Genomic DNA, 23,111 nt, shown 5'->3' with positions numbered 1-23,111 from the left:
ATTTTTATGATAAAGCTTATCGTATCAGATATTGATGGAACACTTGTAAAAGATGGAACTTTGGACATTAACCCGGAGTATATGGATGTAATAAGGAAACTGACGGAAAAGGGCATACATTTTGTAGCATGCTCCGGCAGGCAGTACAGCAGTGAAAAGCAGTTGTTTGCTCCGGTAAAAGATATCATTTCTTATATTTCAGATGGAGGGACCCTGATCCGTACATCTGAAAAAATCCTGAAGGTGCATACATTGTCAGATGAGATATGGAAAAACATGGCCCGTATGGCCAAAAAGGAAATGCCGGGATGTGATTATTTTATTTCCAGTCCGGACAGAAGTTATGCGGAAAACGCGAATACACCGATGTTCCGATGGCTCCGGGATTCCTATGGATATGACATCAGAGAAGTACCGGATCTGGCAGAAAACTTTGCGGGCGAACAGATTATGAAGATTGCCATATATAACACAGATCATTGTGAAGAAAAATGCGCACCTGTCTTTACACCATACTGGAAGGACAAGGTGAATATGGCATGTGCTGGTAAAGAATGGATGGACTGTACACCACACGGTGCGGATAAAAAATCAGCCGTTGCATTTTTACAGGAATATCTGGGGATTACTCCGGAAGAAACCTGTACATTTGGGGATAACATTAATGATATTGAGATGCTGAAAAGTGCGGGTGTCAGCTATGCAGTGGCAAATGCAAGGGAAGAAGTACAGAAAGCCGCCAAAAAAGTCTGCCCTTCTTATGAAGAGGACGGGGTTTTGAGTATACTGAAAACATTATTGTAAGTACAGACAAACCTCCTGCTAAAACATAAAAAATAGTCTTTGCTTTATCACTTTAAATCGTGTATAATATTTTTTATATTCAGGCGAGAGTGAAATCGTCAAATTTTGATACGCGGAAAGGAAAATGGATTATGTCGAAACATATCACAGGACACACCGGATTATTATGTTTACTTGGAAGCCCGGTCGCGCACAGTGTTTCTCCGGAAATGCATAATGAAGCATGCGATCAGCTGGGGCTGGATTATACATATCTTGCGTTTGATGTACCGGAAGATAAAATGCCGGAGGCAGTACAGGGACTTCGTACGATGGGAGCAAGAGGATGGAATATCACGATGCCAGGCAAGAACATTATGTGTAAGCTTGCAGATAAAGTATCTCCTGCATCTGAGATTTCAGGAGCATGTAATACCATCGTTAATGACAATGGTGTTCTGACAGCATACACAACAGACGGTGTCGGATTTATGAGAGCTGTCAAAGAAGACGGCGTTGATATTATCGGAAAGAAGATGACTCTTCTCGGTGCTGGTGGAGCTGCAACTGCGATTCTGGTACAGGCCGCACTGGATGGAGTTGCTGAGATCAATGTATTCAACGTAAGAGATAACTTCTTCGCAAGAGCAGAAGAAATCGTTGCAAAACTGAACGAGCGCACAGAGTGCAAAGTAACTCTGCATGATTATTCCGATCCGGAAGTACTCCGTACATCTATCGCAGAAAGTGCAATCCTTGTAAATGGTACTTCAGTAGGTATGGCACCGAATGTAGACAGAACGATCATTACAGATACAAGTATGTTCCATAAAGATCTGTTTGTATTTGATGTAATCTATAATCCGCAGGAGACAAGACTTCTTCGTGAAGCAAAAGAAGCAGGATGCAAGACTGGTAATGGAATGTACATGCTGCTGTACCAGGGAGCTGCTTCCTTCAAACTATGGACAGGTGAGGAAATGCCTGTAGAGATCATTAAAGAGAAATATTTCTCTTGACAAGAGAAGTTATGGCTTTATAAAAAAACAAGGGGACTGGCTTACGAAGTCCCCTTGCTTTTTTTATAAAAAGATTTCCCCATCAAATACGGTTGTAGCAGGGCCGGTCATGTAAACGAGATTTTCCTGACGGTTCCAGAGAATCTGCAGATCACCACCGAGCAGCTTCACGGTAACAGGCTGGTCTTCATCTACCAGACCGTTCAGGGTAGAAGCAACAGCAACGGCACATGCGCCGGTACCACAGGCGAGCGTTTCACCGGATCCACGTTCCCACACACGCATCTGCAGTGTATGGCGGTCGATTACTTTGACAAATTCCGTATTGATACGGTCCGGGAAAGCAATGTGATTTTCGAATTTTGGTCCGATCTTTTCGATATCCAGATTTCTCAGGTCATCCATATATACGATCGCATGTGGATTTCCCATAGAAACAGCAGTGATGTGGTAAGTAGTTCCATCAACATTCAGTGGCTCATCGATTACCTGCTCTTTTGTGGAAACCACCGGAATCTGTCTGGAAGTCAGAATTGGTGCGCCCATGTTAACCTTAACAAGAGCAACTTTTCCATCATCACCCAGAGTCAGGTCCAGATATTTAATACCGCTCTTAGTAGCAACAGAAATATTCGTTTTATTTACAATGCCGTAATCATAGGCATATTTTGCCACACAGCGAATTCCGTTTCCGCACATGGCACCCTGAGAACCATCAAGATTGTACATATCCATTTCACAGTCTGCCACATCGGATGGCTTGATCAGAATCAGTCCGTCAGATCCGATTCCGAAGTGACGGTCGCTGACAAATTTTGCGACAGCAGACGGATTACTTACAGTTTCTTCAAAGCAGTTTACATATACATAATCGTTTCCGATTCCATGCATTTTGGTAAATTTCATAAAAATAAATCCTCCTCATTCAAATAAATATTCTCCCTGATAAAAGTACTTCCCTTTTTAATCGTATTTGGAAAATTCCAAAACAGATTCTATATTTCGAGGTTTTAGTATAACGAAAAAATGTTATAGTTTTGTGAAACCAGAGTAAAAAATTACAATTCAATTACAAATATAACATAAATATGCAGAGACTGTATAGCACAGAAACGTTAAAATTAAGAAATTAAATTGGTTATGAAGGCAGTCTCAGATCAATTTCTGCATTTCCGGGAAAGGCCCGAGGCTTCGTTTCAGAATACCTGTCACCTGTGCGATCAGGATTCCGTAATTGGTAATCGGTACACCCTGATCCTGGCAGCAGGCGATACGGTACTTCATTTCACGTTCGTTTAACATACAGCCACCACAGTGAACCACCATTTTATAGGAAGAGACATCATCCGGAAACTCTGTTCCGGAAGTGAATTCAAAAACAGGCTTCTTTCCGGTATAATTTCGAATCCATTCAGGCATCTTGCATGTTCCAATATCTCCGCACTGGCGATGGTGTGTACATCCTTCTGCAATCAGGATGCGGTCACCATCTTCAATAGAAGAAAGAGCAGCAATACCTTTCAGCTGAATTTCCAGTTCTCCTTTATATCTTGAAAAAAGAATCGAAAAAGAAGTCAGGGTGATGTTTTCCGGCACGTCTTTTGAAACACGTGCAAATGCCTGACTGTCTGTAACGACAAGTTTCGGACAGGCACCTTGTGCAAGAAAATGATCCAGGGTACTTTTTAATTCTGTATCTCGTACAACAAGAGAGAGAGCACCACGTTCCAGAATATCGCGGATTGTCTGCTGCTGTGGCAGAATCAGACGGCCTTTTGGGGCAGCTTTATCGATTGGGACAACGAGAATGACCAGGTCGAGGGGTTCGATCAGATCCTGGATCAGTGGGTATTTGTGCGTGTCTTCCGATTTCAGAGAGGCAATTTTTTCTTTCAGTTCCTGGATGTTCATGCCGTCGGAAGCACTGACCAGAACTTCTCCGGCACGGACGGACATGGCAAGATCCTTGATCTTTTCGGTAGAAAGCAGATCAATCTTATTATATACGATCAGATAAGGGATGCCTTTTTTATGAAAACGGTGAATCAGTTCAAGTTCTTCTTCGCCTTTTCCAGCCGTACTGTCGATAACAAGAATTGCGATATCTGTTTTGTTCAGAACCTGATAACTTTTGCGGACGCGGAGCGCACCAAGTTCACCTTCATCATCAATACCGGGAGTATCAATGACCATGACCGGGCCAAGTGGAAGCAATTCCATGGTCTTGTAGACGGGATCGGTGGTTGTTCCCATAACGGAAGAAACAATTGCGAGATCCTGTCCGGTTACAGCATTGATAACACTGGATTTACCGGCATTCCTTTTTCCGAAAAAACTGATATGTACCCGTTCAGAAGCGGGTGTCTGATTCATTCCCATAGAACAGCCCTCCTGTATAATGCATAAAAATTTATAATACACTAAAATATGGATTCAGTATGATCTGAAATAAAAGTATTCTTTTATTATAGAAAAATATAAAAACAGATTCAAGTGAAATACATGTATCTGAGAATGTTTTTGCGCCTGAAAGCAATGCCAAAACAGTATATTTATGCGTTTTAACAAGTGAATGTTAAAATATTGCATAATTTTTGTGTACTAATTAATAAAAGTTGTGCTTGTAATTTTGGGATAGTATGATACAATAAGAAAAATGAAAAGAAATTATGCATTTTCATGCATAAATATTCTCAAGGAAAATCGAGGAGGAAGAGAAGATGAACTTAAAGAAAATTACAGCAATTATGATTGGTGCAGTTATGGCTGTTTCTATGGCAGTTCCGGCAATGGCTGATGATAAGGTAGAGACTGTTACAGATGGTAAGCTTACAGTTGCAACAAGCCCGGACTTCGCACCATATGAATTTTATTCAATCGATGAAGATGGCAACCCGACACTTTCCGGATTTGATATGGATCTGGCTCAGTACATCGCAGACAAGATGGGACTGGAACTGGAAGTAGTTCCGATGGACTTCGACGGTGTATTAAGCGAGCTTTCACAGAAAAACGTTGACCTTGGCATGGCAGGTCTTTCACCGGATCCGGCTCGTGCAGATGCTATGGAGTTTTCAGATCTGTATTACAAGGGCGGACAGTCTTTCGTAACAGTAAAAGACAAAGCTGATCAGTTCAAGACTCTTGAAGATGCAAACAACAAAGATTATTCTATCGGTGCACAGACAGGTTCTATCCAGCTTGATCTTGCAAACGAAAACACTCCGGATGCAGATATCGTATCTCTCCCGAAGGTTACAGATATCATCACTGAGCTTCTGACAGGTAAGATGGACGGTGCATTCATTGAGACAGCTGTAGCAGAAAGCTACCAGAAAAACTATCCGGATCTTGAAATCGTATGTGATGTACCATATGATACAGAAGGATCGGCAATCGGTGTAGCAAAAGGAAACGAAGCACTTCTTAAAGCTGTAAACGAAGCGATCGCAGATGCTATTGATGATGGTTCTATAGATAAATTCGTAGCAGATGCAACAGAGCTTGCAGCAGGTCAGACATATGAAGGAACACTGGACGAGAACGGTGCAGTTCCGGAAGCTGATGCAGCAGATGACGCTGAATAATATTTAAGAAAGATTTCTTATAAAAATATTTTATAAGATATTTCAGGCAACACAAACAAAAATCATAGATTCCTCCCCAGATATATATGGGGAGGAATTGTTGCTGTTTAAACTTAAGTAATTAAGTTCAGTATTCAGCAATGATATATGAAAATTAACTATACAATGAAAGGAGTTTATATGGACAGTTTTATTAAATTATCTAATTTTGGCAAAATTGCCCCATATGCACAGCTGTTTCGACAGGGTCTTCTCGTAACTGTATTGTTGTCACTGTTTACAGTAGCGATTGGTTTTGTTCTTGCTCTGATCCTCGCACTGATGCGTATGTCAAACATCCGTCCGTTCCGTGCTCTGGCAGTAGACCGTAATGGACATCTGAGAGAGGGAGGACCGCTGGTGTGGCTGTCCAAATTTAATCCCCTTTCTTTTATCGCAACTGCTTATGTAGAGATTCTTCGTTCCACTCCGGTACTGGTACAGATTTTTATCATCTACTATGGTGTGTTCGGAATGATCGATCTTCCATCATTCCAGCTGTTTGGATTTATCAAATTCAATCGTTTCTTCCCGGGTGTTGTTGCACTTGGTATGAACTCAGGCGCATATCTCTGCGAGATCATGCGAGCTGGTATTCAGTCTATTGACCAGGGACAGACAGAAGCAGCACGTTCCCTGGGACTTTCCCAGACCATGAACCTGCGTTATATCATCCTTCCGCAGGCACTCAAGAATATCCTTCCGGCGATCGCAAACGAATTCGTTGTTATCATCAAGGAATCCGCGATCACATACACCATCGGTGTACAGGATATCATGTCTGCCGTAAACGCAGTCAAAGGTGCGACATTCATTATCATCGAGCCGTTGCTGGTAGCTACAGCTATTTACTTCTGCCTGTGCTTCCCAACCTCCAAACTGATTGCATATTTCGAAAGGAGAATGAGCCATGGCGACAAGCGATAGTCTGATTCAGGTAAAAAACCTCAAGAAACATTATCACAGAGGCGCGATTAAAGCACTGGACGGTGTGACAGCAGATATCAACAAAGGCGACGTAATGGTAGTCATCGGACCATCCGGTTCCGGTAAATCCACATTTCTTCGCAGTCTGAATCTTCTGGAAGAGCCGACAGACGGTGAGATAATTTTTAACGGTGTGGACATCACCAAGAAGAAATACAAAGATGCTTCCGGCAAGACCGTAAAACTTGATATCGATGGACTTCGTCAGAAAATGGGAATGGTTTTCCAGCATTTTAACCTGTTTCCGCATATGACCATTCTGGACAATATGACTCTGGCACCGATGAAAGTCAAAGGCGTTTCCAAAGAAGAGGCAGAGAAAAAAGCACTCGAGCTTCTGGAACGTGTCGGACTTGCAGACCGTGCAGGGGCGTATCCGATCCAGCTCTCCGGTGGACAGAAACAGCGTGTTGCGATCGTAAGAGCACTTGCGATGGAACCGGAAGTGATGCTCTTTGATGAGCCGACATCTGCGCTTGACCCGGAAATGGTAGGAGAAGTTCTGGATGTTATGAAAGAGCTTGCCAAGGAAGGTATGACCATGGTTGTAGTAACGCACGAGATGGGATTTGCGCGTGAAGTTGGAAACCGTGTTCTTTTCATGGCAGACGGAAAGCTTCTTGTAGATGGCACTCCGACAGAAATCTTTGATAATCCGACGAACCCGCGTCTGCAGGAATTTTTATCTAAGGTATTATAATAATGAAGGCGACCGGAATACTCTGGTTGCCTTTGTCTTTTCTTAATTTTATAGAAAGAAGGTACGATACGATGACAGCACAAAAACAGTCTGCACTGCAGACAATTGAAGAAAAAAAGTCTCTGATCGTTGGCATTGCCGATAAAGTCTGGGAATTCGCAGAGCTTTCTCTTCAGGAATTCAAATCCGCGGAAACCTACTGTGAAGCACTGGAAAAAGAAGGATTTGATGTGGAACGCGGAACCTGCAATATTGAGACTGCGTTTGCAGCATCATATGGACACGGACGACCATATATAGGTATTCTTGCAGAGTACGATGCTCTCTCAGGACTTTCTCAGGAAGGTGGCCTTATCGAGCGTAAAGAAAAAAACGCTGGTGGAAATGGTCATGGATGCGGACATAATCTTCTTGGTGCAGGTGCGTTTGCAGCTGCTCTTGGAATCAAGGCATATCTGGAACAGAATGATGTTTCTGGTACAGTGATCCTTTACGGATGCCCGGGAGAAGAAGGTGGTGCTGCAAAAGCATTTATGGCTCGTGATGGTCTTTGGAAAAAACTGGATGCAGCACTTACCTGGCATCCGGAAGATGTAAATGAGGTGGCTACAGGCTCTTCAAATTCCTGTATCCAGACACAGTATAAATTTACCGGCATCGCTTCACATGCCGCCGGTGCACCTGAGAAGGGACGCAGTGCTCTTGATGCAGTTGAGCTTATGAATATCGGAGTGCAGTTCCTTCGTGAGCACATGAGTGATAAAGCACGTATCCATTATGCGATCACAGATGCCGGCGGATGCAGCCCGAACGTGGTACAGTCTCGTGCAAGCGTTCTTTATATGGTCCGTTCCAACCATGTGGCAGAGGCAGTGGAGCTTCAGAAGCGTGTGGATAAGATCGCAGAGGGTGCTGCTCTGATGACAGAGACTACTTATGAAAAGAAATTCATAGACGGTCTTGCAGATACCGTAAGCAACTTTGCACTGGAGAGAGTTCTCTACAAGAATTTTGAAGAACTTGGTGTGCCGAAATATACAGAAGAAGAAAATGCATATGCGGATGCACTGGCTGAGACTTATGATTCCAGCGGTGTACCTGGAGTTGCAGCAGAAAATGATGAGAATGCAAAAGAACAGGTGGAGAAGATGCAGAAGGAATACGGACATGCAATGAATGGATTCCTTACACCGTTGTATCAGAAGGATGCCTTTAAGGCTGGCTCTACTGATGTTGGAGATGTAAGCTGGCTGACACCGACAGCCCAGATCCATGTAGCAGCATGGCCGAATGGATGCCCGGGACACAGTTGGCAGAATGTTTCCTGTGACCGCACAGAGATTGGCCATAAAGCAGCGGTCCACGCAGGAAAAGTTATTGCAGCAACCGCAATTGATCTGATTGAAGATACATCTCTCTTGGATGAGGCAAGAGCAGAATTTGAAAAGAGAACAAAAGATGGTTTTGTCTGCCCGATACCGGCGGATGCAGTTCCGGTGATTCCGGATTAAAGATTAAAAAAGAAGCCGCTCCATTCAGGAGTCGGCTTCTTCTTTTTTACGAAGAATGCTTAATTCTTTCATTTCTTTGTAACAGTATTTGATGATTTCTTTACGTGTGATGATTCCGATGAAATATCCCTGATCATCAACTACCGGGACGTAATTCTGATTGATCGCACGATCCAGAAGGTCTTCCATATCAGCATCTGCGTGTACCGGTTTATAAGTGGCGCGTCGCGGGATAGCCATGATGGAGACATTTTCCATTTCCTTCAGGTCAGTGCTGTTGATATTCAGTCGCCTGATGCCCCATAGAATATCCCCCTCGGAAATCGTGCCGGTATAACGGCCATCCATACTTAGGAGAGGAATACAGGAGAATTTGCGGTGCTCCATCTTCTCAACAGTCTGGCGAAGTGTCTCGTCCTCAAATATATAGGCTACATCACTTTTGGGTGTCAGGAAAAATAAAATATTCACGGTAAGTACCTCGGTCTTTCATATATGTTGCAGCTGTGAACAGCTGATGTATATTTACTGAAACAATTTATGTCAGTTGCTATTGATATGATAGTATGAAGGTACCTGTCTGTCAATAATTCAATTATTAAAATTTGGTGAAATCATACTATAGAAGAAATGCTTAGTAGTAACTTTTACAGCAGATTTACGTTACTGCTCACTTCTTTTATAATAAATTTACTCCGGCTTCTTCGGCTGCTTTGGTTATGGATTCCGGCCACAGGGATACGTGGACTTCTCCGATATGAGCTTTGCGAAGGAAGAACATACAGATACGGGACTGGCCAATTCCACCGCCAATAGTGTATGGAAGTTCTTTATTCAGAATTGCTTTCTGGAAAGGAAGTTCTCTGCGGTCATCGCATCCGGCTTCTGTCAGCTGACGGTCGAGTGCTTCTTCGTCAACACGGATACCCATGGATGAAAGTTCCAGAGCAATGTCAAGAACCGGATAGTATACGAGGATATCTCCGTTCAGTTCCCAGTCATCGTAGTCCGGTGCACGTCCGTCATGACGTTCTCCGTTGGACAAAGTCTTACCAACCTGCATAAGGAATACAGCGCCTTTTTCTTTGACGATCTTGTATTCTCTTTCCTTTGGAGTCAGATCCGGATACATGTCTACCAGTTCCTGGGTGGAAACGAAGGCAATTTCTTTTGGCAGGATCTCTTCAATATAATCATACTGTACAGCCATGTATTTCTCTGTTTTGCGGAGTACACTGTAGATAGAGCGGACTGTGTTGATCAGAGTTTCCATGGTACGTTCTTCTTTGGAAATGATCTTTTCCCAGTCCCACTGATCAACATATACAGAATGGATGTTGTCCAGGTCTTCATCACGACGGATCGCGACCATATCTGTATAAAGGCCCTCGCCATGAGCAAAGCCGTATTTCTTCAGCGCATAGCGTTTCCATTTGGCAAGGGAATGTACGATCTCAGCATTTTCGTCCTGGCCTTTGATGTCGAAGCTTACCGGACGTTCTACACCGTTAAGATTGTCGTTCAGACCTGAGGATGGAGATACAAAGATAGGAGCAGAAACACGGAGAAGATTCAGCTTCTGGGAAAGTGTCTGCTGGAAAAAGTCTTTGACAGTTTTAATTGCAACCTGTGTATCATGCAGATTCAGATCTGAATGATACCCGTCAGGAATCTTGATTTGTTCCATAATAATCCTCCTAGATTTAATGTAACTATTATAGCAAGAAAAAGTCGGTATTGCAATTTTTTTACCTTGTAAGATTGCAATAAAAAGGATACAATAATGAATACAGCAATTTGAAGTGAAATCGGAGAAATGATTTGAACTAAGGGGGTGTTGTCTATGAAATGTCCGTTATGTGACGGAACGGTTGTAAATGGACGATGTAAAGAGTGTGGTATGCCATACCGCAATGATGAAATCCTGTATCATCTGAATGAGAGCCGGAGTGATCACTATCGACATGCATCAGATAAGGCCCGTAAGATCATGCAGACACAGGGAGTCGGATCCTTGGGGAAAGGAAGCACCGGAAAGGCTGCTGGCAATCGGAATACATCCTCTGGCAGAGAAAAAATCCGGCCTGCAAAAACTAAGAAGCATTCAAAACTTGGGATACTTTGGGTGATCATTATTATTCTTGCAGCAGTTGCACCACTGGCTGAAGATCTGGGTGGTGTCATAAAAGAAGCAATTCAGTCTGAGGTTGAGAATAGCAGTGAGATACAGACAGATACCGCTGAGACCACAGATCCGGGTACATATTTTTACAGCTGGGATGATGAGCAGGGATACAAGGATTATTCGATCGGCGCAGGATATGGACCGGCACAGGCTGGTGTCCAGTTTGAAGCAGGAAAATATGGCGTTTTTACTTCCAGCGCCGAAGTGACACTTACTGTTACCAGAAAGAAAGCAGACAACGAACAATATACACTCAAAGATGGTGAGGATACACTGTTTCTGACATTTGAAGAAGGTGACACGATTCAGGTAGAATCCGAAGAGAGTGACTTCGACAGTGTTTATCTGATGGAGTGGGAAGATTAAAAATATTAGTTTAATAATGGATTTTCGGGGGAAGATTTCAGACAATAAAAAATGAAATTCCCCCTTTTATTTCACATGATATTGTGTTATACTCTCATATGCAACACAATATATGGGGAGAATGCGATAGGGGAAGTATCGCCGCTCAGGACGACGCAAACAGTGAAAAACCCTACAAACAGTAGCAAACAGGAGAGACAAGGTATGATTTATGTAATTAAGAAAGACGGAACAAGAGAAGAATTTGATCCGCAGAAGATCGTGAAAGCAGTAAACAAATCTGCCGCACGAATCCTTTATAAATTTTCACCAGAAGAAAAAGATTTTATCTGTCGTTTTGCACAGGAGCATGCAGATTCTCTTGGAAAAAATGAGATTGAGATCCAGGAGATGCATAATATCGTTGAAGGAGCTCTGGAGCGTGTGAATCCGGCAGTTGCCAAGAGCTATCGTGATTATCGTAATTATAAACTTGATTTTATCCACATGATGGATGACGTATATACAAAGAGCCAGGCAATCCGTTACATCGGAGACAAGAGCAATGCGAATACCGACAGTGCGCTGGTGGCTACGAAACGAAGCCTGATCTTTAATGAATTGAATAAGGAACTGTATCGTAAGTTTTTTATGAACCGCAACGAGCTGCAGGCATGTAAGGATGGATATATTTATATTCATGACCAGTCAGCACGTCTGGATACGATGAACTGCTGTCTGTTTGACGTTGGCTCCGTATTAAAAGGCGGATTTGAGATGGGTAATGTCTGGTACAATGAGCCGAAGACACTGGATACTGCATTTGATGTTATGGGAGATATTATCCTGAGTACTGCGGCACAGCAGTATGGCGGTTTTACCGTACCGGAAGTTGACAAGATCCTTGGACCATATGCACAGAAGAGTTATGATAAATATATCAGTGAATTTCTGAAATATGCGGATGAGAACTGGAACGGCAGAGAGGAAAAAGCAATCGAATATGCGTTGGATAAAGTAAGACGTGATTTTGACCAGGGATGGCAGGGAATTGAGTACAAACTCAATACAGTAGGTTCTTCCCGTGGAGATTATCCGTTCGTTACAGTTACATTGGGACTTGGAACCGGACAGTTTGAGAAGATGTGTAATATTTCTCTTCTGGAGGTCCACAAAGGCGGACAGGGTAAGAAGGGGCACAAGAAACCGGTACTGTTCCCGAAGATCGTATTTCTTTATGATGAAAATCTTCATGGACCTGGAAAACCATGTGAAGATATTTTTGAAGCCGGTGTGGATTGTTCAGCAAAGACGATGTATCCGGACTGGCTGTCTCTGACAGGCAAGGGTTATATCGCCAGCATGTATAAACAGTATGGCAAAGTTATCAGCCCAATGGGGTGCCGTGCATTCTTAAGTCCGTGGTATGAACGCGGCGGTATGTATCCGGCAGATGATAAAGATACACCGGTATTTGTCGGACGTTTCAATATCGGTGCAGTCAGCCTTCATCTTCCAATGATCCTGGCGAAAGCAAGAGCCGAGAGCAGAGATTTCTATGAGGTGCTGGATTTCTATCTGCAGATGATCCGTAATCTGCATATCCGTACTTATGAATACCTGGGACAGATGCGTGCTTCCACGAACCCACTGGCATACTGCGAGGGCGGTTTCTATGGCGGTCATCTGAAACCAAATGAAAAGATCGGCAAGCTTTTGAAGCCAATGACAGCTTCTTTTGGTATTACAGCACTGAATGAACTGCAGGAGCTTTATAATGGTAAGTCAATCCGTGAAGATGGACAGTTTGCCCTGGAAGTTCTGAAATACATCAATGATAAAGTAAACCAGTTTAAGCAGGAAGATGGATATCTGTATGCAATCTACGGTACACCGGCAGAGAGTCTCTGCGGTCTGCAGGTAGAACAGTTCCGTAAGATGTACGGAATTGTTGAGGGTGTTTCTGACAGACCGTATGTCAGCAACAGCTTCCACTGCCATGTAACAGAGGATGTAACTCCGATTGAGAAACAGGATCTGGAGGGACGATTCTGGGAACTCTGTAATGGTGGTAAGATCCAGTATGTACGTTATCCGATTGGCTATAATAAAGAAGCCATCCGTACTCTGATCCGCAGAGCAATGAATCTGGGATATTATGAAGGTGTCAATCTTTCTCTGGCATACTGTGATGACTGCGGTCACCAGGAACTGGAGATGGATGTGTGCCCGGTATGCGGTTCGCATAACCTGACCAAGATTGACCGAATGAATGGATATCTTTCTTACAGCCGTGTCCATGGTGATACACGACTGAACGAAGCAAAGATGGCAGAGATTGCAGAACGTAAATCAATGTAAATCAGAAAAATAATAAAACAGCCGGTACATCATAGTGTACCGGCAATTTTTTGCAGAATTATTATTTTTTCTTCGGTGTAACTGGCGGCAATTCGCAATTATATGCGATTCCGAGTGGAGTTACAAGAAGTGGATGAACCGGACGATATACCGGTAATTTCAGCTTCTTCTCGAATACATTTGTGAATTCCCTGAAGCTTGCGGAGCCACCTACAACATAAACTGCAGGCACCTGATAACCATTGAGAAATTTCTCAGTGATGGTTGCCATTTTCTCTATGGTAGCCTTGACGACCGGGAAGATTTCATCCTCTTTCTCAGGAGTAGTCTTTAGAACTTCTGCTTCTTCATAAGGAATCTTATAATGCCCGGCAACTGTCATGGTCATATGACTTCCACCGGTTGCTTCATCATCGGTGTAGATGACTTTGCCATCTTTGAGGATGCTGATACCGGTTGTGCCGCCGCCGACATCAACAACTGCACCGTCTGTGATCTTGAGGACAGCAGCGGCAGCAGTCGGCTCATCTACGATATTCATCACTTCGAACCCGGCACCTTCCAGTACATAGCCGATGCTTTTGACACTGCCTTCGGAAACTCCCGGAGGGATGGCAGCAGCAGCATAGGGGAGCTCGGTGCCAAGTTTTTCCTCGAGCTCTGCTTTCAGCTTTGTGACAAGCTGAACGGATTCATAATAGTTTACGATCACACCGTCACGAATTGCATGAGAAGGTGCGGAGACACCTGCAATCGGTCTGTTTGTGCTGTCAACAACCGCAAGGACCGTATTGGCAGTACCGAGATCCACACCGACCTTCAGACGGCCTCTGAATTTCTTGCATTCTCCGGTTCGTACCAGTTCTGCAAAATTCGATAAAGTTCTGTTTTTTATTTCCATTTAAGAATGCTCCAATTATTTAATGATAGTACCAGTCTTTTCTTTGTAGCCATCTTTTGCATGAGCAATATCTGTGATGATGGTGCGATGTCCATTGCCTTTTTCTGCAAATGCGACCGCAGCTTCGATCTTCGGAAGCATGGAGCCTGCTGTAAACTGATTCTCATCAATGTATTTGCGGGCATCTGCAACAGAAACAGTGTCCAGATAAGTTTCTTTGTCAGTATCTTTATTCAGGCTGACTTTCTCAACGCTGGTGAGGATCAGAAGCGTATCTGCATTTAATTCCTCTGCGAGAAGCTCACTTGCAAAGTCTTTTTCAATGATAGCACTTGCACCATGGAGATCGATTCCCTGTTCCATGACCGGGATTCCGCCGCCGCCGGCTGCGATCACGACCTGTCCTGCATCTGCAAGAGTACGGATCGTTTCAAGTTCCACGATTTTCTGTGGCTTCGGGGCTGCAAGGATTCTGCGATATTCGCCATTTCCAACTTCTGTAACAAAGTTTCCCTTGTCCTCCTCTGCTTCTGCCTCTTCAGAAGTAAGAATACGTCCAATGATTTTCTCTGGTTCCCCGAAAGCTTCATCATAAGGATCGATCACAACCTGGGTGAGAATCGTTGCGACCGGTTTGTAGATTCCTCTGGAGATCAGTTCTGCACGGATTGCATTCTGAAGATCATATCCGATATATCCCTGACTCATGGCAGAACATACAGACATTGGCGCAAAGGTATAATCAGGATGTGCCTTACCGAATTCGTTCATAGCTGTATGGATCATGCCGACCTGAGGTCCGTTGCTGTGGGAGATGACAACGTGTGCACCATCCTCTACAAGATCTGCAATGGCTTTTGCAGCGGCCTTGGTAGCCTGTTTCTGTTCTGGAAGAGTTGCGCCCAGGGCTTTGTGACCAAGAGCAACAACGACAGTTTTTTCGCTCATATGGATTCCTCGTTTCTTTTCAATTTGTCTGTAAAACAATCTAATTCTTATTATAAAAGAATGAGAATGGAATTGCAATAAAAAGATAAAATGTGGTAAAAAGACAGACTATAAAAGGGTGATTGTTATAAAAAGATAGAAACTGAAAGTTTGACGTGCTATAATGAGAAAACACAAGGAGGGTGAAGACATGAACTATACGATCAGCAATGAGAAACTTACACTGGTGGTTTCTTCCAGGGGGGGAGAATTTCAGTCTGTCAAAGATGCAGAAGGACAGGAATACTTGTGGCAGGGAGATGCTGCAACATGGACAGACAGAGGACCGAATCTATTTCCCTATATCGGTCGAATGACAGAAAAAAGCTATAAATACCAGGATACCGTTTATCATATGGATATTCACGGATTTCTTCCGTATGATGAGATGGAGCTTGTTGAGCAGAAAGCAGATTCCCTGACGCTGCGCCTTGTAAGCTCACCGGAAACAAGAAAACAGTATCCTTTTGAGTTTACACTTGATATCACATGGAAACTTGAAGGAGAAAAAATCACAATTACATATCAGGTAAAGAATACCGATGATAAGAAGATGTATTTCGGTATCGGCGGACATCCGGGATTCCAGATTCCGATTGAGAAGAATCTGAAATTTGAGGATTACAGGATTGATTTTGGCGAAGATCCCAAACCACGCAGGATTCTTTTTTCGGAGGACTGTTTCGTACTGGAGGAGGATGAGGCTTTTGCATTGGAAGAAGGCCGTTATCTGAATCTGGAGCATAATCTGTTCGATGATGATGCGATCGTGTTGAAAGAAATGCCGAGGGAAGTAACACTTGAAAGTGCAAAAGGCAGCAAAAAGATCACAGTCGCATTTCCGGATATGGATTATCTTGGAATCTGGCACTGGCCACATGTAGAAGTAGATTATGTCTGTATTGAGCCGTGGAGTTCGCTTCCTTCACGCAAAAATGTAGTTGAGGATCTGGAAAAACAGGCAGATCTGCTTTCGCTTGAAAGTGGACAGGAATATACCAATACATGGAGTATTACGATCAAAGAAAAATAATACTCCCTGTATTTAATGGCCGGGGATCTTGCCCTGGCATCATATCATGATTTGAAGGGGAAAATGATCATGCAGGTAAACATGAAAAAAGGAAATGGCAAGAACAGCATAACATCCAAACAGTTCAACAGAGGACTGATCTTTCAGTTGATCGCTACGGGAACCTGTAATACGAGAATTGAACTTTCGAGGAGGACTGGCCTTGCCAAAACCACAGTGACCAATATTGTGGCAGAGTTCATGGAGAAGGGAATTGTAAAGGAATGTGAGGAAGAGCTTACAGAAGTCTGCGGCAGGAATCCGATCATTCTCAAAGTTGCTGATCAGGCCCCGAAGATCATAGGAATTCTTGTTTTCCGAACAAATATCCAGGCTGTACTCTGCAGCCTGGACATGCAGATATTCCGCACAGAGACCATAGAATTTGGCGAGCTGACAGGGGATATTCTGATTCAGAATGCTTTTGAACTGATTGACCGGATGATGGAAGAGGAGAAAAATATTCTGGGAATTGGCATTGCTTCTATCGGGCCGGTAGATATCCGCAACGGAATTATTCTGAATCCACCGCGATTTTATGGAGTTAAGCATGTCCCGATCAAAGAAGCAATCCAGAAGAAATATAATCTTCCGGTTTATTTTGATCATGATAACAACTGTGCAGCACTGGCAGAAAAACTGTTTGGAATCGGCAAGGCGGAACAGGATTTCCTTCTTCTTGCTGTATCCAATGGTATTGGTTCCGGCTTTGTATGTGGAGGAGAGGTTTTTCACAGTCACAGAGGATTTGAAACAGAGCTTGGTCATGTCAGCATTAACTGTAAAGGACTGCAGTGTTCCTGCGGAAACAGAGGTTGTCTGGAAATGTATGCGAGCAGTTATGTGGTCAGAGAAAAACTGAAAAAAATAACCGGGCTGAATCTGCCTTATGCGGATTACTTTAAGATTCATGACAGACCGGAAGTTGAGGATATTCTGGAAGAAATGATTCAGGATATCAGTGCAGGACTGGTAAGCATTATCAATATGCTCCAGCCGGAGATGATCGTACTTGGATATGATGGAATAGATTGGCCGGAGGATTACGTAAAGAAACTGGAGATACTGATCAATGACCGTAAGATCGCACAGGATGGATGGAATATTCCGGTCAAGAAGGCTTATTTCGGCAAGCAGGCACAGCTGGTCGGTGCGGCAGCATTGGTAGTAAACAGTATTTTCAAAGGGGAATTACAGTTTTTTGTGTAAATTTTTCTTTGTAAAAATATACACCAATAAACTCACCGATATATGTCGGTGAGTAAATTTAAAAGATAATAGTTCTTTAAAAGAACTATTAAAAATTAAAGGGGGATTATTCATGTTAGTAAATTTAAACGATGTTTTAAAACCGGCAAGAGAATATCATTATGGAGTAGGACTTTTTAACATAACATAGCAAGAATTCTCCTTCCTCTATAGGTGGGAGATGAATTGTAGATCTGAGCATAAATGCTCAAAAGAATTTCATAAACAAAAAAGAAAACACTTGTTCGCATGTTGGGATTGTATTATAATAATAAAAAGAGAACATATTGTTCGAAAAAACGATGATTGAAATCATTCATATGTAGGAATAAGGTGAGGAAAATAAATCGGGCAGTAAAAATACGAATCTATCCAAATGCAGAACAACGTGTGCAAATAGAAAAAACAATCGGCTGCAGCCGGTTTATCTATAACTGTATGCTTGCGGATAAAATAGAACATTATAAAAAAGAAAAGAAGATGTTAAGGAACACACCAGCCAGTTACAAGAAAGAATATCCCTGGCTGAAAGAGGTGGATTCATTGGCATTAGCAAATGTACAGATGCATCTGGAAAGTGCATTTCGTAAGTTTTTCCGCGAACCATCGGTAGGATTTCCACGTTTCAAATCAAAGAAGTCAGCAAGAAAATCTTATACAACAAACGTAGTGAACGGAAATATCTTTCTGGAAGGAAAATATTTGAAACTGCCTAAGATGGCAGCTGTCAGAATAAAGCTTCACCGTCCAATATCAGAAAAATGGAAACTGAAATCTGTGACAGTCAGAAGGGAGCCCTCCGGAAAATATTTTGCCAGTCTTTTATTTTACTGTGAAAACCAAACAGCAGAAAAAGGACCAGCAGAAAAATTTATCGGGATTGATTTTGCCATGCAGGGGATGTGTGTGTTTTCTACTAATGAAAGAGCCAAATACCCGATGTTCTATCGGCACGCAGAGAAAAAGCTTGCACGGGAACAGAGAAAGCTGTCCAGATGTCAGAAAGGCAGTCAGAATTATAAAAAACAGAAGAAACGAGTTGCATTGTGCCATGAAAAGATCCGAAATCAGAGAAAAGATTTTCAGCATAAACTCAGTACCAGTCTTGCCGAGAGCTACGATGCAGTATGCGTGGAAGACCTGAATCTGAAAGGGATGGCAGGAGGATTTCATTTTGGAAAAGGCGTGCATGATAATGGATATGGCCTGTTTCTGTCTATGCTGGAATATAAACTGGAGGAACGAGGAAAATATCTGATAAAAGTAGATTGTTATTTTGCATCCAGTAAGATTTGCAGTGTATGCGGAAAGAAAAAAGAAGAATTGTCTTTATCTGATAGGATTTATTGTTGTGAATGTGGAAACAGAATGGATCGAGATGTAAATGCAGCAGTTAACATCATGAATGAAGGAAAAAGAATTTTTGCAGAATGTGCATGACAGCACAATAAAAAGTCCGTAACCGGACTAATAAAAATCGCGGGGCACGCGAGGATAGCTTGTAGATACTTGGCTCAGTAGAGCCATTGAGCAAGAAGCCCCACTTCAAAATCAGAGATTTAAGTGGTGGGAGCATGTCACAGGCGAAATATCAGTTTGAAGTCAGAGATGTAGAGTTAAGAGAACCTGACAGAAACGAGGTGGAAGTCGCTGTCAAAGCTTGTGGTTTCTGTGGGCATGATAATATTCTGGCAAATTATGCAGCAACTGAGTGGGAGCCGTTTGGCCATGAATTTGCGGGAATTGTAACCAAAATAGGAGCAGAGGTACAGAATGTTGCGGTAGGTGATCGTGTGGCAATCGAAACTTCAACATTCAATCCATTTTCCGATGCTGCCCTGAATGGAAGACCGGATCTTTGTACAGACTGTACGGATTATATGAAACGTAAAAAAGGAGATACCATGGGATTTGCAGAGAGAACGATTGTACCTGCAAATCTGGTTGTAAATATCCGAGATCTTTCTTTTGAGGAAGCGTGTATCCTGGAACCAATGGGAGTTGCAGCAGACCTTATCCTGACAGCAGATATTCATCTGAATGATGATGTTCTTCTTCTGGGTGCAGGTCCGATCGGACTTATGGCAATGCAGATGGCCAAGAAGAGTGGTGCACGCCATATATATGTAGCACAGCATTCCGGAAGTAAAGCGCGTGTAGATCTGGCCTGCAAATTTGGTGCTGATGATGTGATCTTTACAGATAAAGAAAATCTTGAAAAATATCCATTCCCACGAGGTGGCGTGGATAAAGTTCTTGTAACTTCACCGCCGAGTACGATTGACCTTGCAACAAGAGTTACCAACCCGGGAGGCAAAGTTGCATTTCTTGGAATCGGATATGGCGACAGGGCAAAGGCAACGTTTGATTCAAATATTGTACATCTCAGAAAAATTTCCATTATCGGATCCAATGCGATCCCGGCATTGTATTTCCCAAGATGTATCAATCTTCTGGAAGCAGGTATGGTCGATGTGAAATCACTGATCTCGCATCGATTCAAACTGGAGGATCTTCCAACAGCAATGGCTCAGTATCTTGCGGAGAAAGATAAAGCGGTTAAAGCGATTATGGTGAACGAATAGAAGGCGCCCTTGTACTGATTGCTGTACTTTTTAACACTTTACAGACGAGGAAAACGGAATAGTATTATATAAAATAACAAATAACGGGTGATGGAATTACGATAATTTATACAAAATAAATAATTTACCATCTCAAAACAATATTTTGCCCCCCTTTTTTGCACAAACACCTCTGTGTATAATAAATACATAAACAAGAGAGAGAAGTATTTCGGAAAGCAGGGTGAAGATATGGGAGATGTAATTGTTTCCATGGAACACATTACGAAAGAGTTTCCGGGTGTTAAGGCACTTGATGATGTTAAATTTAATCTTCGTGCCGGTGAGGTTATGGCACTGTTAGGTGAAAACGGTGCAGGTAAATCAACACTGATGAAAATTTTGAGTGGTGTATATTCTCTGGATCAGGGAAGTTTGAAGATATTTGGTAAAGATTATGAATCACTTACACCGAGCTCGGCGCGAGAGGCCGGAGTTGCGATTATCCATCAGGAACTGAATATGTGTAAGGATCTTACAGTAGCACAGAATATGTTCCTTGGACGAGAAGAACGTAAGGGCTTCGTGTTAAATAACTCCAATATGGAAGATATCGCAAGAAAATATCTTGGAGAACTTGGAGTAGATATCAGTCCGGATGAGATCGTTGGAGAACTTCCGGTTTCCAAACAGCAGATGATTGAGATTGCAAAAGCACTTTCAATCAATGCAAAAATCCTGATCATGGATGAGCCTACATCGGCACTTACATCCCGTGAGATCGATGAACTGTTTAATATTATCCGTAAGCTGAAAAGCCAGGGATGCGGAATCGTATATATTTCACATCGTCTGGAAGAGCTTGCACATATTACAGACAGAGTTACGATCATGCGAGATGGTCACTACATAACAGAAGGTAATTTCACAGACTTTACAATGGATGAGATCATTGCCAACATGGTTGGCCGTGAGATCAAAGAGAAATTCCCTCATGTTGAGTGCGAGAAAGGCAAGAAAGTATTCGAGGTCAAGAACCTGAACGCAGGACGCCTGGTAAGAGATATCAATTTCTCGCTGTATGAAGGTGAGATCGTTGGATTTGCCGGACTTATGGGTGCCGGACGTACAGAAACAACAAGAGCTATCTTCGGTGTTGATCCGAAAGAATCAGGAACACTGATCCTGGATGGTAAAGAAATTACGATCAACAATCCGATGGATGCTATCAAAGCAGGTGTTGTACTTGCTCCGGAAGACAGAAAGAAAGACGGATTATGTACAAAACTCAGTATCCGTCATAATATTGCACTTCCAAACCTTGATCTTATCTGTGGAAAAGGCGGAGTGATCAATACAAAAGTTGAAGAAGAACTCTGTGACAAGGCTGTAGCAGACCTCACGATCAAAACTCCGAATCTGGATGTTGATGCCGGAACGTTATCCGGTGGTAATCAGCAGAAGGTCGTTGTTGGTAAATGGCTGGCGAGAAATTCAAGAGTTGTAATTTTTGATGAGCCTACAAGAGGTATTGATGTAGGTGCCAAGGTTGAGATTTATCAGCTGATGAATCAGCTGAAAAAGCAGGGAATCGCTGTTATGTTTGTTTCCTCCGAGATGCCGGAGGTTATGGGTGTGGCAGACCGGATCATCGTTATGTGTGACGGACGTATTACCGGTGAGGTAATGGCAAAAGAAACCACACAGAATGACATTCTGAAATATGCAACATCCTTTGAGAATAAACTTGGATCTCAAAGCCAGAACAACAAGGAGGAATAATCATGAAGAAAAAAAGTGGCTTTTCAAAAATTTTGGGGGCGAAGGGTGCCGGCACGGTAGTAACCGCCTTCATAGGATTAATTATTATTTATATAGCATTTGGTATTCTGAACCCGAAGGTGTTTTCACTTCTTAATATCCAGAACCTTCTTCGTTCAATGTCAAAATATCTGCTGATCGGTATCGGACAGAGTTTTGTAATGATCACAGGTAATATTGACCTGTCGATCGGTTCTGTTGTTGGTATGAGTGCTATGATCTCAGCAACCATGATGACAAAGGGAATGAACCCGGTTGTTGCAATTCTCGTAACAATTATTCTGGCACTGGTAGTAGGTGTTGTGAACGGATATCTGGTTGGTAAATTTAAACTTCCGCCATTTATCGCAACACTGGGAACCATGTTTGTAGCTCGTGGTATTGCTTACATCGTAAATAATAACAGAAATACTGACAACATCGCATCCGGAATCGGTAAAGAGGCCGGAGACAGATTCCAGAATATTTTCTATTATGGAAAAACAGCAGGAATCTTTAATACATTCTGGATTGCACTTATTGTTTTCCTTATTTTCTGGTTTTTCCTTGCAAGAACCAGATCCGGACGTCACATTTATGCAATCGGTTCTAACGTAGATGCAGCAAGACTTTCTGGTGTAGATGTAGTTAAGACAACAACAAAAGCTTACATGGTAAGTGGTTTCTGTTCCGCAGTCGTTGGATTTGTTCTTTGTGCACAGGCTGGTATGGGTAACATGGATGCAGGTAATATGTACGAAATGTACGGTGTTGCAGCAGGTGTTATCGGTGGTGTATCACCACTTGGCGGATCCGGTATCCTTCTTGGAACATTCGCAGGTGCAGGTGTATGGCAGACACTTGAAAATGGTCTGAACCTTATTCATGCACAGGTTGGCTTCCAGCGTATCATCATCGGTGTGATCGTTGTTGGTGCAGTTCTTCTTGATGTAGTTGTCCGCAGCGGTAACTTCAAAAAGAAAAAGAAATAAATTTGAATGAATCTTGATATTATATTTTGA

20 protein-coding genes are annotated in these 23,111 nt (G+C 42.7%); 14 read left to right on the top strand and 6 right to left on the bottom strand.

Going from position 1 to position 23,111, the window contains the following annotated elements; genetic code table 11:
• Positions 1–6: 6 nt before the first annotated feature.
• Together NQ503_RS14290 and aroE are read left to right on the top strand one after the other, a co-directional pair.
• Positions 7–804 (top strand): Cof-type HAD-IIB family hydrolase, encoded by a 798-nt coding sequence (locus tag NQ503_RS14290; RefSeq protein WP_005428034.1) that lies wholly within the window; start codon positions 7–9, stop codon positions 802–804.
• Positions 805–935: 131 nt separating this feature from the next.
• Positions 936–1,802: a shikimate dehydrogenase gene (gene aroE, locus NQ503_RS14285; RefSeq protein WP_044926238.1), complete on the top strand. Its 867-nt coding sequence runs from the start codon at positions 936–938 to the stop codon at positions 1,800–1,802.
• A 63-nt stretch (positions 1,803–1,865) separates the two neighbouring features.
• On the opposite strand, the gene dapF is transcribed toward aroE, so the two are convergent.
• Both dapF and hydF read right to left on the bottom strand, forming a co-directional pair.
• The gene (gene dapF, locus NQ503_RS14280; protein ID WP_005428029.1) at positions 1,866–2,708 is read right to left on the bottom strand and encodes a diaminopimelate epimerase; all 843 of its coding nucleotides are present in this window, start codon (positions 2,706–2,708) and stop codon (positions 1,866–1,868) included.
• 246 nt (positions 2,709–2,954) lie between these two features.
• Entirely contained in the window at positions 2,955–4,181 is a 1,227-nt protein-coding gene (gene hydF / locus NQ503_RS14275) for a [FeFe] hydrogenase H-cluster maturation GTPase HydF (RefSeq protein WP_005428027.1), read from the bottom strand.
• Between the two features lie 341 nt (positions 4,182–4,522).
• Between hydF and NQ503_RS14270 the strand changes: the two genes are divergently transcribed.
• The 4 genes from NQ503_RS14270 to NQ503_RS14255 all read left to right on the top strand — a co-directional run bounded on the left by NQ503_RS14270 (position 4,523) and on the right by NQ503_RS14255 (position 8,626).
• Positions 4,523–5,389 carry a transporter substrate-binding domain-containing protein gene (locus NQ503_RS14270; protein ID WP_005428017.1) on the top strand — a complete coding sequence of 289 codons (867 nt, stop codon included), beginning with the start codon at positions 4,523–4,525 and terminating at the stop codon, positions 5,387–5,389.
• 180 nt (positions 5,390–5,569) lie between these two features.
• A complete protein-coding gene (locus NQ503_RS14265; RefSeq protein WP_022389139.1) occupies positions 5,570–6,355 on the top strand; it encodes an amino acid ABC transporter permease in 786 nt (261 codons plus the stop codon).
• Positions 6,339–7,115 carry an amino acid ABC transporter ATP-binding protein gene (locus tag NQ503_RS14260; RefSeq protein WP_005428014.1) on the top strand — a complete coding sequence of 259 codons (777 nt, stop codon included), beginning with the start codon at positions 6,339–6,341 and terminating at the stop codon, positions 7,113–7,115. Before NQ503_RS14265 ends, NQ503_RS14260 begins: the two co-directional genes overlap by 17 nt.
• A 71-nt stretch (positions 7,116–7,186) precedes the next feature.
• The gene (locus tag NQ503_RS14255) at positions 7,187–8,626 is read left to right on the top strand and encodes a M20 family metallopeptidase (RefSeq protein WP_044926234.1); all 1,440 of its coding nucleotides are present in this window, start codon (positions 7,187–7,189) and stop codon (positions 8,624–8,626) included.
• 24 nt (positions 8,627–8,650) lie between these two features.
• Here the strand turns inward: NQ503_RS14255 and NQ503_RS14250 are convergent, their stop codons facing one another.
• Entirely contained in the window at positions 8,651–9,097 is a 447-nt protein-coding gene (locus NQ503_RS14250; protein WP_022389142.1) for a CBS domain-containing protein, read from the bottom strand.
• Between the two features lie 208 nt (positions 9,098–9,305).
• Positions 9,306–10,313: an aspartate--ammonia ligase gene (asnA, locus tag NQ503_RS14245; protein WP_005428005.1), complete on the bottom strand. Its 1,008-nt coding sequence runs from the start codon at positions 10,311–10,313 to the stop codon at positions 9,306–9,308.
• A gap of 156 nt (positions 10,314–10,469) precedes the next feature.
• Here asnA and NQ503_RS14240 point away from each other — a divergent pair, with 156 nt between their 5' ends.
• Entirely contained in the window at positions 10,470–11,177 is a 708-nt protein-coding gene (locus NQ503_RS14240; protein WP_044926231.1) for a hypothetical protein, read from the top strand.
• Positions 11,178–11,381: 204 nt separating this feature from the next.
• Entirely contained in the window at positions 11,382–13,517 is a 2,136-nt protein-coding gene (nrdD, locus tag NQ503_RS14235; protein ID WP_044926228.1) for an anaerobic ribonucleoside-triphosphate reductase, read from the top strand.
• Between the two features lie 61 nt (positions 13,518–13,578).
• Here nrdD and eutJ read toward each other — a convergent pair whose 3' ends face one another.
• A complete protein-coding gene (gene eutJ, locus NQ503_RS14230; protein WP_005428000.1) occupies positions 13,579–14,418 on the bottom strand; it encodes an ethanolamine utilization protein EutJ in 840 nt (279 codons plus the stop codon).
• Between the two features lie 15 nt (positions 14,419–14,433).
• A complete protein-coding gene (gene arcC, locus NQ503_RS14225) occupies positions 14,434–15,366 on the bottom strand; it encodes a carbamate kinase (protein ID WP_005427999.1) in 933 nt (310 codons plus the stop codon).
• Positions 15,367–15,556: 190 nt separating this feature from the next.
• Between arcC and NQ503_RS14220 the strand changes: the two genes are divergently transcribed.
• The 6 genes from NQ503_RS14220 to NQ503_RS14195 all read left to right on the top strand — a co-directional run bounded on the left by NQ503_RS14220 (position 15,557) and on the right by NQ503_RS14195 (position 23,081).
• Positions 15,557–16,438, top strand: a complete 882-nt coding sequence (locus NQ503_RS14220; RefSeq protein ID WP_044926227.1) for an aldose 1-epimerase family protein — start codon at positions 15,557–15,559, stop codon at positions 16,436–16,438.
• 69 nt (positions 16,439–16,507) lie between these two features.
• Positions 16,508–17,686, top strand: a complete 1,179-nt coding sequence (locus tag NQ503_RS14215; RefSeq protein ID WP_167531123.1) for an ROK family transcriptional regulator — start codon at positions 16,508–16,510, stop codon at positions 17,684–17,686.
• A 372-nt stretch (positions 17,687–18,058) separates the two neighbouring features.
• Positions 18,059–19,165, top strand: a complete 1,107-nt coding sequence (locus NQ503_RS14210; RefSeq protein WP_044926226.1) for an RNA-guided endonuclease TnpB family protein — start codon at positions 18,059–18,061, stop codon at positions 19,163–19,165.
• A gap of 134 nt (positions 19,166–19,299) precedes the next feature.
• Positions 19,300–20,310, top strand: coding sequence for a zinc-dependent alcohol dehydrogenase (locus NQ503_RS14205; protein ID WP_005427994.1), 1,011 nt, complete (start codon positions 19,300–19,302; stop codon positions 20,308–20,310).
• A 231-nt stretch (positions 20,311–20,541) separates the two neighbouring features.
• Positions 20,542–22,071, top strand: a complete 1,530-nt coding sequence (locus NQ503_RS14200) for a sugar ABC transporter ATP-binding protein (protein WP_005427993.1) — start codon at positions 20,542–20,544, stop codon at positions 22,069–22,071.
• A gap of 2 nt (positions 22,072–22,073) precedes the next feature.
• Positions 22,074–23,081, top strand: coding sequence for an ABC transporter permease (locus NQ503_RS14195; protein ID WP_005427992.1), 1,008 nt, complete (start codon positions 22,074–22,076; stop codon positions 23,079–23,081).
• Positions 23,082–23,111: the final 30 nt, after the last annotated feature.

Origin of the sequence: Blautia obeum ATCC 29174 (assembly GCF_025147765.1) — a bacterium.
Taxonomy (GTDB): Bacteria; Bacillota; Clostridia; order Lachnospirales; family Lachnospiraceae; genus Blautia_A; species Blautia_A obeum.
This window is presented reverse-complemented; position numbering and strand designations above follow the sequence as displayed.